Below are 12,130 nucleotides of genomic sequence, written 5' to 3'. Positions count from 1 at the left end.
GTCCGAAACGGTGGGTCCGACGTTCGTCGGTCACGTGCGTGCTGTGTGCTGTGTACGGGGTTCGTGTGCCGTGCGGTACGCGGTGTCTGCTGTCCTTGTGCGGGCACCCACCCGGATGGCGGGCCGCCTCGCGGCTTCAGCCGCCGGTCACCGACCTGATGCCGGCCACGAGTTCGGCGACGCCGCCGTCCTTCAGCACGCCGTAGTGGTCGCCAGCCAGGTCGATCACGGTGGGCGGGGCCGCGCTGTAGCCGTCGCTGTCCTCGATGAACGAGTAGTCGTCGCCACGGGCCTTGAAGACGGTGACCGGGGTCCTCAGGCGGCGCTGCCGCAACTCGTGGAAGCTGTAGTCGAACTCGTACGTCTGCCCGACGATGCGGGTGATGCGCAGGATCGTCTCCTTGTCGAGTGCGGGCAGCAGGTCGTGGACGAAGCGCACGAAGGACTCCTCGTCGCTCACCCGCTCCAGGCACTCGTCGAGCGCCGCGCCCTCGATGGAGCCCGCGAAGACCGAGAAGAGGATGGTCACGTAGGCCGGGTTCGCGAAGGAGGACTCACGACCCCAGCGCCGTGCGTCCTCGTGCCGCAGTGTCGGGTTGCCGGGGCAGATCAGCAGCAGGTGCTCGACGCTCTCACCGGCCGCTTCGAGCTGGAACGCGGTCTCGAACGCCACCCGTGCGCCGAAGGAGTAGCCCCACAGCCGGTACGGGCCCGAGCGCTGGACCGCGCGGATCTCCTCGATGTCCGCGAGCGCCGTCTCCCGGATGGTCGGGTACGGCGCCTCGCCGGCGTTGATGCCGTGCGCCTGGATCCCGTAGAACGGCCCGTCCGTGCGGGCCTCGCGGCCCAGTGTCCGCAGGTTCATCGGGTAGCCGCCGAGGCCGGGCCAGCAGAACACCGGGCGTCCCGTGCCACCGCGGTGCAGCGGCACGAGACGGGAGACGCGCTGCGGGGTGCCGCTGTCGATCCGGGCGGCGAGGTCGACGAGCCTCGGCGACTCGAAGACGACCTGGAGCGGCAGGGCAGTGCCGAACTCCCGGTTGACCTTGTTGACCAGGGCCACGGCGTGCAGCGAGTTGCCGCCCGAGGCGAAGAACTCGTCCTCGGTGGAGACGTCCTCGTAGCCGAGGGCGTGGCCCCATTCGGTGGCGAGCCATTCCTCGGTCGCCGTGGCGGGCGCCACGTACGGTGCGGGCCGCCAGGCCGCCGCCAGCTCGGGCAGTGCGGCGGCCGCCTTGGCGTCGATCTTCCCGTTGGCGGTCAGCGGCAGTTCGTGCACCACCAGCACCCGGGCGGGGATCATGTAGTCCGGCAGGAACCGGGTGAGCTCCTCGCGGATCATCTCGGCCGGGCCCTTGGTGTGCACGGCGTCCTCGTCCATGCCCTGGTGCGCGGCCTGTTCGTCGCTGATCCGGCCGCCGACGAAGAAGTACGAGGCGGCGGCCGGTTCCGCGCCGGCCGCGGCGAGGAGGTCGTCGAGCCGCAGGGCGGCGGGCAGCGGGTTGCCGGTCTTGGACGAGTAGCCGGCGGACATGAGCCCGAACCCGGGTATGCGCTGCAGGCGGTGGAGCGCGGTGCCGAGCACGATGTAGCGCAGCCACGGCTCGGTGCCGGCCCGGGACACGGCGCTGACGCCGAACGCGGCCCGCTCGTAGACCCCCTGGTTGATGGCGATGACGTGGCGCTTGTCGACCACTTCGGTGCCGAGTGGCTCCAGCCGTCCGTCCCGGTAGCGGTAGAGCCCGGCCGCGAGTCCCGCCACCTGCTCGCCGTGCGCCTGGACGAGCAGCTCCACCTGGTCATGGCGTGGACGTGAGCGGTTCGCGGTGACGTCGAAGCTGCCCAGGTAGAGGTCCTCGCCGGCGACGTCCATGCGGGCCTTGACGCGCGGGTCGAACCCGGCGGGTTCGACGCCCAGGCCGTAGTCGGGCAGGACCTCCTCCAGCACACCGACGATGTGCCCGGTCTCCAGCTCCAGTACTTCGGCGATGTTGTTCTTGTAGACGGGTTCGATCGCGCGGCGCTTGCCGAGGAAGTGGACCCGCAGCAGGGGCCCGCCGTCGTCGGCCGGTTCGGCGACCCGTACCAGAGTGTGTTCCACCGGGTGGTGGTAGTAGAGGCCGGCGGGCAGCCCCGGCAGCCCCCGGGTCTCCAGGTACAGCTGGGTGGCGTAGAGGGCACCGGGCGAGGCGTAGCTGTACTTCGGCAGCAGCCGCTCGTCGCTGCGGAACGGCCCGAGCCAGCGCAGGATCTCCCCCAGCTCCGGCAGCGACAGCAGCTCCGGCGCGCGGGAGAGGGCGGTGCCGGCCGCCGGGGCCAGCAGGCCGAGGACGTCGTCCACGCCGACCGGCCCGCCGTCGTAGAAGCGGTAGGTCTTCCGGGCGTACGCCTCGCGGCGCTGCCGCTCGCCGGGTTCGGCCCCCGGCAGGGCTACGACCGGCCGGCCGCCGAGTTCCGCGGGCTCGCGCAGCCCCGGGTTGGAGAGCTGGGCCTTGACCTGGAGTTTGGACGCCTTGGACCGGTGGTGGGCCGCGTCCTCGCGGCCCTGGTCCATCACGGCGGCGGTGCGCTCGTTCAGTTCGACTGCCGCCACCAGGGTCCGGCCGCCGGTGCGCGGGTCGTCGGCGACGAGCGCCGCGGCCCTGCGTACCCAGGTGTGCTCCTCGATCCGCGCCGCCACTTCCTCCAACTCGACCCGGTACCCCCGCAGCTTGACCTGGTTGTCGGTGCGGCCCACGAACTGGATCGTGCCGTCCTCGTTCCACTGGCACAGGTCGCCGGTGCGGTACAGCCGCTCGGTGGGGTTGAAGGGGGAGGTGATGAAGCGGTGCGCGCTCTGCTCGGTCAGGCCGATGTAGCCGCGCGCCACCTGCCGGCCGCCGACGAACAACTCACCGCTCTCGCCGATGTCCACGGGACGGTTGCCGTCGTCGAGGATGTAGCAGGTCACCCGGTCCGCCGGCACCCCGACCGGCAGCATCCCCGAGGGGTTGTCGCCGAGGGCGTCCGGGTCGACCCAGTGCGACGTGGCGTTGATGGTCGTCTCGGTCGGCCCGTACAGGTTGACGAGCGAGACGCCGGGCAGCTCCGTGAACAGGTCCTTGGCCAGCCCCCGGGTCAGCGCCTCGCCGCCGGAGAACACCCGGGACAGGGACACGCAGGTGCCGAACCGCTCGGTGTCCAGCAGCGCCCGCAGCAGCGTCGGAACCGCCTGGAGGGCGGTCACCCGGTGTGTGCGGATCATGTCGAGGATGCCCTCGGGGTCCCGGAAGATCCCCGGGGCGCCCATGACCACGCGCGCGCCCACGGCCGCCGCCAGGATCTCCCACTGCGCCGCGTCGAAACTCATCGGCGTCTTCTGCAGGATGGACACCCGCGGCCCGAGGTGCCCGCAGTTGGCGAGCCACTGCATCTGCGAGACGATGCTGTGCTGCTCGATCATCACGCCCTTGGGCCTGCCGGTGCTGCCCGACGTGTAGATGACATACGCGAGCTGGTCCCCGCGCGCGCCGGGCAGCGGCAGCGGTGGCGCCTCTGGGGCGTCCGCCGCGGAGATCACCACGGTGCCCTCGGGGGCCAGGCGCCGGACCCGCTCGCGCAGGTGGTCCTGGGCCACGATGAGCCGGGTCCCCGAACTCTCGATCATGTATCGGAGCCGGTCGTCCGGGTAGTCCGGGGACAGCGGCAGATAGGCGGCGCCCGCGGTGAGGATGCCCCACGCACCGCTCACCAGCTCGGCGGACGGTTCGGTGCACAGGCCCACGCAGCTGTCGGGGGCAGCGCCGAGCGAGACCAGCAGCGCCCCCAACCGGTGTGCGGCCAGGTCCAGTTCCGCGAAGGTCAGGTCCTGGCGCCCGTCGGTCACGGCGACGGCGTAGGGCCGTATACGGGCCTGATGACTGAGCAGGGAGCGGAGCGAGACCCCCTTGAGGGATACGCCGGAGGTCGGCGTCTCGATGGCCATGGAAAGGTGTCCCCCAACTGATGAGAAAAGGCGAGCGGAGCGGTGCTCACGCCCGGCTTGCTGCCGGTTCGGGCTCGGCCGGAGCCGGCTCCGGCGCCGGCGTGCCGCGGCGCTGTGCCAGGACGACCGATCCCACGACGGCGGCGGCGCCCAGGATCTGGAGCAGGCCGAGCGACTGGTCGAGGAACAGATAGCCGAGGACGGTCGCGCACAGCGGCGAGGCGAACGAGAGGAACGAGGCGGCCAGCGCGGGCAGGCGCGAGAGCCCCCGGAACCACAGGACGTACGCGACCATGGCGCCGATCAGGCTGAGATACGCGAAACCGCCGATGTTGCCCCAGGTCAGATGGGTCGGCAGCGGTTCGGTCGCCAGGGTGATCGGGACCAGCACCAGGCCGCCCACGGTGAGCTGCCAGCCGGTGAAGGCGAGCAGGGTGACGCCTTCGGGGCGGCCCCACCGCTTGGTCAGCACGATGCCCGAGGCCATGCAGGCGGCGCCGAGCACGCCCGCCAGCACACCGACGGTGTCCAGGCCCGCATGGGGTTCCAGCACCAGCAGCGCCACGCCCGCCGCACCGAGCAGGCAGGCGGCGATCTGCACCGGCCGGACCTTGTCCCGCAGCACCGCCGACCCCAGCAGCAGCACGATCATCGGCTGGATCGACATCACCAGGGCGGCCACCCCGCCGGGCAGGTGGTAGGCGGCGAGGAAGAGGAAGTAGAAGAACGCGCCGATGTTCAGCACACCGAGGACCAGCGCCCGCCACCACCAGATGCCGCGCGGCAGTACCCGGGTCGCGGCCAGCAGGATCAGACCGGCGGGCAGGGCGCGCAGGGTGGAGGCCAGCAACGGCCGGTCCGGCGGCAGGAACTCGGTGGTGATCAGATACGTCGATCCCCATACGGCGGGGGCGAGCGCGGTCACCGCGCTGGTGGCCGCGAGGCGCTGGTTGCTCATGTGCGGGCTCCGGAGTCGGTGGTGCCGAAGAACCGGTCGCCGAAGTCGCCGATGCCCGGGAGCATGAAGGCGTGTTCGGTCAGACGTTCCTCGATCGAGCTGGTGATGATCTGCAGGTGCGGCCGCTCCGCGGACACGCGGCTCAGGCCCTGCGGTGAGGCCAGGAGGTCGACCAGCACGATGCGTTCCTCCGCCACCCCCGCCTCCACCAGGACGTCCACGGCGGCGAGCGCCGAGCCCCCGGTCGCCAGCATCGGTTCGAGCAGCAGCACGGGGTGGTCCGCGATGTCGTCGGGCAGGTGCTTGTAGTACAGGTGCGGGAGCTTGGTCTGCTTGTCGCGCTGGATCAGGATCTTGCCGACGCGGATGCCGGGCAGCATGTCCCGCAGTTCCACCTCCATCGCCTCACCGGCGCGCACGACGCTCACGGCATACGGTTCGCGGGCCGGCTCCAGTCCCTCGTACACGGCGCCGATGGGGGTACTGACCTCCTTCTTGGCGAAGGGCAGCAGATCGAGTGCCGCCTCCAGCAGGATGCGGAAGACACGCCGCGAGTGCGTCACGAAGTCCTGCTGGCCGCAGTCGCGGTCACGGATGACGGTGTGCAGCGCGCGGAGCTGGTCGGTCTGGGGGAGCACATGGACACGGGGTGCGGTGGTCACGACGGGTGCCTCTCCGGTGGTCGGTTGAACGGGAGGGGGAACGTACGGACGCGCTGGGGCCGGGGGCCTGCACGGCGGGGGTGCGGGGACCGGGGGTCGTGCGAGGGAGGGTGCGGGGGAACGGGGGGTCGTACGAAGGAGGGTGCGGGGGAACGGGGGGTCGTACGAGGAGGAGCGGGGGGCCGTACGGGGTCGTACGGACGGGGTGGTACGGGCAGGGCTGGGCGGGCGCGGGGCGCGGGGACCCGGCGCGCGTGCCCGCCTCGGGTGGCGTAGGGCGGGCCGTGCGTGCCGGGCCCGGCGTCCGCCGGACCCGGCCGGGAGGCCCGGGTCAGCCGATGTCGTCGAAGGCGCGGCGCGCCTCGGCCAGGAACGTGGCGACCTTCGCGCGGTCCTTGCGCCCGTCGGGGCCCTCCAGACCGGAGTGGGCGTCGACGGCGGCGGGCCGTACGGCGCGGATGGCGTCGCCGACGTTCTCCGGCCTGAGACCGCCCGCCATCATCAGCGGCTTGGGGGAGCGGCGCACGAGCGCGGCGGAGATGCTCCAGTCGTGGGTCAGGCCCGTGGCGCCCTTGGCCCCGGTCTTCGGGTCGAAGGTGTCGGTGATGTACATGTCGACGTACGGGTGGGTGGCGTCGACCAGCTCCAGCAGCTCCTCGGTGTTGCCCTCCTTGACCACGAGGGACTTCAGGACGAACAGGTCGGGGCGTATGTCCTTGAGGCGCCTGAGCTGGGCGACCTCCACGTCGCCGTGCAACTGGACCGCGACGACGCCGAGTTCGCCACAGAACTCGCTGATCTCGTCAGCGTTTGTGAGGTAGCTGATCAGGACGCCGGCGTGCGGGGCCTCAAGGCCCTTGATGATGGCGGCGGCGTCCTGCTCGGGGATGTCGTCCTTGCCGGACGGCAGGCGAAGGGCGAAGCCGATCCAGTCCGCGCCCTCGTTGATGATCATGTCGGCTTCTTCGGCGTCGATGATGCCGGCGACCTGGACGAGCTTGTTCACGGTGACCATGGAAGTGATCTCCTCGGCTGTTGAGGGCCTGCCGGGGCAGGACCCGCTGCGGGGGGTGGCCGCGGTGCGGGCCGCCCCGGGTGAACCGCGGGTGGCGGAACACCGTTGAGCCGTGCTGCCGTGCTGCCGTGCTGCCGTGCCGTTGTGTCGTTGTGCCGCCGTTCGGAACTGCCGGGTGGTGCCGGGCGGGCGGGGCTGGGCGAGCGTGCCGCCCTGCCCGGTCGGTGGTGGTGCGCTCCGGGGCGCGCTCCGCCTCAGCGGCCCTGGAGGTGCCGCAGGCGCGTACTGCCGGTTGCCGGGCCCGGGGCCTGGCGTCCGTAGGTGTTGTGAAAGCTGGTCAGTTCCGGTGCGCGGCGCCCCGGGTGGAGTCGCACCTCGGCCGGATAACCGAGCGGTACGAGCAGGGCGATGTGCAGGTCGGGGCGGTCGGTGATGCCGATGGCGCGCTTGACCGCCGCCTCGTCCCAGCCGTTCATCGGGCTGGTGCCGAGGCCCGCCGCCTCCGCCGCGATCATCAGGAACGCGGCGGCGAGCATGGCGTCCTTGACCGCGTACTCGCGTTCCAGGCCGCGTGCGCGCAGGTCCTCGTAGAAGGCGCGCACGCTCCCCGGGGTCCCGTCTGCGAAGGCCTCGGTCCAGGCCCCGCGCCCGCGGGCGGTCTCCCACACGTCGTCCCGCCCCTCGGTCCAGGCGGCGGACTCCGCGACGAACACCAGCATCACCGGTGCTTCCTGCGGGTGCGGCTGGCCGCCGGTGGCCTCGGTGAGCGCCCGCAGCCCCGTCGCACCGGTGACCGCCACGACGGAGCGGGCCTGGAGGTTGTAGCTGGACGGCGCCTCCAGGGCGAGGCCGATCAACTCCCGCAGCAGCGGTGCGGGAACGGGGTCGGGACGGTAGTGACGGATGGCGCGCCGTGAGCGGATGACCTGGGCGACGGTCTCGCTCGTCCCGCGTGGGGGCATGATCGAACCTTTCGATGTCGAACTGTCCAGTACCAAGAAAGTAAGTCCTGGACTACGCTTGCGTCAAACGTCTCGATGTCGAAGTAACCTCGGTGTCGAAGCTTGTCGAAGCAACGAGGAAGAGGTGCCCCCATGCGTGACCGCGTCGACGGCTTTCTGGACCAGTGGGCCGCCCAGCGCAGCGACCTGGACCTGGCCGCGATGGGAACCGTCGGGCGCACGCTGCGCCTGTCACGGCTCCTGAGTGCCGGGCTCAAGGAGTACTTCGGCGAGTACGGCATGGAGACGTGGGAGTTCGACGTCCTGGCCACCCTCCGCCGCAGTGCCGGCCCCCTGACGCCCAGCGCCCTCGCCGCGAGCGTCATGATCGGTTCCGCCGCGCTGACCAACCGCGTGGACCGCCTCGTCGCACGCGGCCTGGTGAGCCGCGAGGCCGTCCCGGGCGACCGGCGCAGCCTGCACATCGCCCTCACCGACGCCGGCCGCGAGCTCGTGGACCGCGTCGTCGAGGGCCACGTCCGCAACCAGCGCCGTCTGCTGTCCGGCATCGACAAGGAGGACTGTCAGGAGCTCGACCGCATCCTGCGCGCCCTCCTCGTCTCCCTGGACGACGCCCCGTGACCCGCTCCGGTGTCCCGGCCCGCGAAGGGCCGGGCGATCCCGCCGGCCGCGGGCCTCCCGGCGGTGCCGGACGCCGTTCCTGTCCGCCTTTTCACCGGGCCTTGTGCGGGTGTTTCCCGAGTCGTCGCCGCGATGAATAATCGCCGCTCCAGCGGCACTGATCCCGGTGCTCCCGGATTTCCCACCGAGTTCGCCTCCCCCTGTGCGCCCCTGAATTCGGCTCCGAACAAACTATGAGTTCGTCCCGTGCATTTCCGCAAGGAGGACAAGGCGATGGAGGTGGGTGCTATGGGGCATGTGTCCGGATGTGCATCCCGCCGGTGTGTGCACTGCGCAGACCCGAACCATCGCGTCCGTGGCGGGTGGATGCCGGGAACGGCAGAGTCCAGTGCTGTGACAGGGGGCGCCTCCCACCGCCAGGTCGTACCGGGGGTGGAGGCACGGCGCCGTGTGATCTTCAGGAGAGCACAGGGGGAAGAAATGCCGGAAGCACCGGCTCCCGCCGTAGGGATCGAAGAACTCCGGGCGCGTCTTGACCGCGTCGACGAGCAATTCCTTGACCGGCTGCGCGAGCGCATCGACATCTGTGTGCAGATCGCGCACCACAAGCGTGAGCACGACATTCCGATGATGCAGCCGCACCGCATAGGCATCGTGCAGGAACGTGCCGCCCGATTCGGTTCCGAAAACGGAATCGATCAGAATTTCCTGCGCGCGTTGTACGACCTCGTGATCGCGGAGACGTGCCGCGTCGAGGACCTCGTCATAGGAGGCCCGGCATGAGGACCCTGCTGATCGACAACTACGACTCCTTCACCTACAACCTCTACCAACTGCTCGGCGAGGTGAACGGCGTCGCGCCGGTCGTCGTCCGCAACGGCGCCGACTGGTCAGCGCTGCGCATGGAGGACTTCGACGCGATCGTCGTCTCCCCGGGGCCCGGCCGGCCCGAGCGCGAGCGGGACTTCGGCATCAGCGCCCGCGCGATCCTCGACAGCGGACTGCCCGTGCTCGGCGTGTGCCTCGGCCACCAGGGCATCTGCCATCTGTTCGGCGGCGAGATCGGTCTCGCCCCGCAGCCGATGCACGGCCGCGTCTCACCCGTCCACCACGACGGCACCGGCCTCTTCGCCGGGCTGCCGTCCCCGTACGACGTGGTCCGCTACCACTCCCTCGCGGCGACCTCGCTCCCGGACGAACTGGAGCGGACCGCCTGGACCGAGGACGGCGTCGTGATGGGCGTACGCCACCGGACCAGGCCGATCTGGGGCGTGCAGTTCCACCCGGAGTCCATCAGCAGCGAGTACGGCCGCGAACTGCTCGCGAACTTCCGCGACCTCGCGCTCGCCGACGCGGCCCGGCGGCGCCCGCCCCGGTACCGCGTCGACGTGCGCAGGGTGCCCTGCGAGCCGGACACCGAGGCCGCCTACCGGGAGCTGTTCCACGGGCGCGAGCACGGCTTCTGGCTGGACAGCGGCGCCGTGATCGAGGGCCTGTCCCGGTTCTCCTTCCTCGGGGACGGCAGCGGCCCGCTCGCCGAATACCTCACCTACCGCGTCGTCGACGGGGCCGTGAGCGTGAGCGGCGGCCCCGCCCGGCCCGGCGGCACCGAGGAGATCGTCGAGCAGCGCTTCTTCGACTACCTCCAGGAGCAGCTCGCCCGGCGCGCCGTGCCCACCCCGCAGGGCCTGCCGTTCGACTTCAACCTCGGTTACGTCGGCTTCCTCGGCTACGAGCTGAAGGCGGAGACCGGCGGCGACGAGACGTACAAGGCCGAAACCCCGGACGCCGCCCTGCTGTTCGCGGACCGGATGCTCGCCGTCGACCACGCCGAGGGCGTGAGCTACCTGCTCGCGCTCTCCCTCGACGACGACCTCGCGGACGCCACGGCCTGGCTGGAGTCGACGGCGGCCCGGCTCGCGGCGCTGCCGCCGCACACCCCCCGGCCCCCCGTGGCCTTCTCGGGCGTCGGCATGACCGACCCGGCCGCCGAGGGCACCGTCGACCTGCGCCACGACGAGCACGGCTACCTGGAGCGCATACGGGAGAGCCTGGAGCAGATCCGCCAGGGCGAGACGTACGAGGTGTGCCTGACCAACGCGGTCGGCTTGCGGGCCGCCATCGACCCGCTGCGGACGTACGAGCGGCTGCGGGGCATCAGCCCCGTGCCGTACGGCGCGCTGCTGGACTTCCCGGGCGTGGCCGTGCTGAGCGCGTCGCCCGAGCGGTTCCTGAGCGTCGGGACGGACGGGATCGCCGAGTCCAAGCCGATCAAGGGCACCCGGCCGCGCGGCGCGACACCCGCCGAGGACGAGGCGCTGCGGGCGGACCTCGCGGGCCGGGAGAAGGACCGCGCGGAGAACCTGATGATCGTGGACCTGATCCGCAACGACCTCAACGTCGTCAGCGAGATCGGTTCCGTCCACGTGCCCAAGCTCTTCGACGTCGAGACGTACGCGCCGGTGCACCAGTTGGTCTCCACCATCCGCGGCACACTGCGTGCGGGCGAGACGGCGGTGTCCTGCGTCCGGGCCGCCTTCCCCGGCGGCTCCATGACCGGTGCGCCCAAACTGCGCACGATGGAGATCATCGACCGGCTCGAAGAGGGGCCGCGCGGCGTCTACTCCGGGTCGCTCGGCTGGTTCTCCCTCAGCGGGGCGACCGACCTCAGCATCGTCATCCGGACCCTCGTCGCCACCGGCGACAAGGTGAGCTTCGGCGTGGGCGGCGCGATCGTCGCGCTCTCCGACCCCGACGAGGAGTTCGAGGAGACGGTCGTCAAGTCCCGCGCCATGGTGACCGCGGTCCTGGACACCGCCGCGCAGCCCGCCGGGGGCGCCCGGTGATCCGGCGCTGCGTCGTCGTCGGCGGCTCCGGCGCGGTCGGCGGCCTGTTCGCCGGCCACATCCGGGCGACCGGCGCGCTCGTCAGCGTCGTCGACCCCAGCGAGCCCCCCGCCGGCGGCGCGCCGCGGGACACCCGCTGGGTGCGCGGCGACATCACCGCCGTGGGGGACCGGCTGGCGGCCGAACTCGGCCACGCCGATCTGGTGGTGCTCGCGGTCCCCGAGCAGGTGGCGCTGGCCGCCGTGCCCGGGGTGACGGCGGCGCTGCGGCCCGACGCCCTGCTCGTCGACACCCTCTCGGTCAAGCAGCGCTTCGCCGACGCGGTGCGCCACCACGCGCCGCACGTCCAGGCGGTGGGCCTCAACCCGATGTTCGCGCCGTCCCTCGGCTTCGCGGGCCGCCCGGTCGCCGCGGTCGTCGTGGGCGACGGGCCCCGGGTGGGCGAACTGCTCGACCTGGTGGCCGGCTGGGGGGCCGAGGTCGTACGCGTCGGCGACCGCGAGCACGACCGGCTGGCCGGCGCCACCCAGGCGCTCACGCACGCCGCGGTGCTCGCGTTCGGACTGACGCTCGCCAGGCTCGACGTGGACGTGGCCGAGCTCCGGCGGATCGCGCCGCCGCCGCACCGCACCCTGCTGGCGCTGCTGGCCAGGATCGCGGGGGGAACGCCGGAGGTGTACTGGGACGTCCAGGCGGCCAACCCCGAGGCGCCCGCGGTCCGCAAGGTGCTCGCGGACTCCCTGGCGCGGCTCGGCGACACCGTCGGCGGCGGTTTCGAGGAGGAGTTCGCGGGCCTCCTGACGGAGGTGCGCGACTACCTCGGCCCGGACCTCGACGACCTCGGCGACACCTGCGCCCGCCTCTTCAGGACCCTCTGACGGGGCGGGACACCGGAACGGCACGACCGACGCAGCACCGAGCAGCCCGCGCCGGCGCACCACGCACCGATCCGCGACTCGCACCACCGAACCACCGGAACGACCCGCACCACGGAACCACCGGAACGACCCGAGACACGAGCCCGATCCGGACCTCCCGCCGCCACCGCGGCGGAGTCCGGCGACATCCGTCCGCAGCGGCTCCCGATCTGGAAGGTGCACAC

The 12,130-nt window shown here is 71.8% G+C and carries 9 protein-coding genes; 4 read left to right on the top strand and 5 right to left on the bottom strand.

The genetic code is table 11. From position 1 onward, the window contains the following. Positions 1 to 136: 136 nt before the first annotated feature. The 5 genes from OG310_RS07805 to OG310_RS07785 form a co-directional block, all read right to left on the bottom strand. Positions 137 to 3,964, bottom strand: coding sequence for a non-ribosomal peptide synthetase family protein (locus OG310_RS07805; protein ID WP_329455149.1), 3,828 nt, complete (start codon positions 3,962 to 3,964; stop codon positions 137 to 139). 46 nt (positions 3,965 to 4,010) lie between these two features. Continuing rightward, positions 4,011 to 4,922: an EamA family transporter gene (locus OG310_RS07800; protein ID WP_329455148.1), complete on the bottom strand. Its 912-nt coding sequence runs from the start codon at positions 4,920 to 4,922 to the stop codon at positions 4,011 to 4,013. Continuing rightward, positions 4,919 to 5,584 carry a uracil phosphoribosyltransferase gene (upp, locus tag OG310_RS07795; protein ID WP_329455147.1) on the bottom strand — a complete coding sequence of 222 codons (666 nt, stop codon included), beginning with the start codon at positions 5,582 to 5,584 and terminating at the stop codon, positions 4,919 to 4,921. The genes OG310_RS07800 and upp overlap by 4 nt, the downstream gene beginning before the upstream one ends. Positions 5,585 to 5,915: 331 nt before the next feature. Continuing rightward, entirely contained in the window at positions 5,916 to 6,599 is a 684-nt protein-coding gene (locus tag OG310_RS07790) for a phosphoribosylanthranilate isomerase (protein ID WP_329455146.1), read from the bottom strand. Positions 6,600 to 6,853: 254 nt separating this feature from the next. Next, entirely contained in the window at positions 6,854 to 7,561 is a 708-nt protein-coding gene (locus OG310_RS07785; RefSeq protein ID WP_329455145.1) for a nitroreductase family protein, read from the bottom strand. A 132-nt stretch (positions 7,562 to 7,693) separates the two neighbouring features. On the opposite strand from OG310_RS07785, the gene OG310_RS07780 reads away from it, so the two are divergent. From OG310_RS07780 to OG310_RS07765, 4 genes are all read left to right on the top strand, one after another. Beyond that, positions 7,694 to 8,182 (top strand): MarR family winged helix-turn-helix transcriptional regulator, encoded by a 489-nt coding sequence (locus OG310_RS07780; protein WP_329455144.1) that lies wholly within the window; start codon positions 7,694 to 7,696, stop codon positions 8,180 to 8,182. A 480-nt stretch (positions 8,183 to 8,662) separates the two neighbouring features. Further along, complete coding sequence (locus OG310_RS07775; protein ID WP_329455143.1) at positions 8,663 to 8,965, top strand: chorismate mutase family protein; 303 nt, start codon at positions 8,663 to 8,665, stop codon at positions 8,963 to 8,965. Further along, positions 8,962 to 11,028, top strand: coding sequence for an aminodeoxychorismate synthase component I (pabB, locus tag OG310_RS07770; protein ID WP_329455142.1), 2,067 nt, complete (start codon positions 8,962 to 8,964; stop codon positions 11,026 to 11,028). Before OG310_RS07775 ends, pabB begins: the two co-directional genes overlap by 4 nt. Beyond that, positions 11,025 to 11,906, top strand: coding sequence for a prephenate dehydrogenase/arogenate dehydrogenase family protein (locus tag OG310_RS07765; protein ID WP_329455141.1), 882 nt, complete (start codon positions 11,025 to 11,027; stop codon positions 11,904 to 11,906). The genes pabB and OG310_RS07765 overlap by 4 nt, the downstream gene beginning before the upstream one ends. Positions 11,907 to 12,130 lie beyond the last annotated feature (224 nt).

This window comes from Streptomyces sp. NBC_01497, from assembly GCF_036250695.1.
GTDB lineage: Bacteria > Actinomycetota > Actinomycetes > Streptomycetales > Streptomycetaceae > Streptomyces.
The sequence above is the reverse complement of the archived record's forward strand: the minus strand, read 5'-3'. Positions and strand labels throughout refer to the sequence as shown.

What these genes read in the sequence shown, in the direction of transcription:
- OG310_RS07805 (WP_329455149.1), bottom strand. Translation starts at nt 3,964, where the DNA reads ATGGCCATCGAGACGCCGACCTCCGGCGTATCCCTCAAGGGGGTCTCG.
- OG310_RS07800 (WP_329455148.1), bottom strand. Translation starts at nt 4,922, where the DNA reads ATGAGCAACCAGCGCCTCGCGGCCACCAGCGCGGTGACCGCGCTCGCC.
- OG310_RS07790 (WP_329455146.1), bottom strand. Translation starts at nt 6,599, where the DNA reads ATGGTCACCGTGAACAAGCTCGTCCAGGTCGCCGGCATCATCGACGCC.
- OG310_RS07785 (WP_329455145.1), bottom strand. Translation starts at nt 7,561, where the DNA reads ATGCCCCCACGCGGGACGAGCGAGACCGTCGCCCAGGTCATCCGCTCA.
- OG310_RS07780 (WP_329455144.1), top strand. Translation starts at nt 7,694, where the DNA reads ATGCGTGACCGCGTCGACGGCTTTCTGGACCAGTGGGCCGCCCAGCGC.
- OG310_RS07775 (WP_329455143.1), top strand. Translation starts at nt 8,663, where the DNA reads ATGCCGGAAGCACCGGCTCCCGCCGTAGGGATCGAAGAACTCCGGGCG.
- pabB (WP_329455142.1), top strand. Translation starts at nt 8,962, where the DNA reads ATGAGGACCCTGCTGATCGACAACTACGACTCCTTCACCTACAACCTC.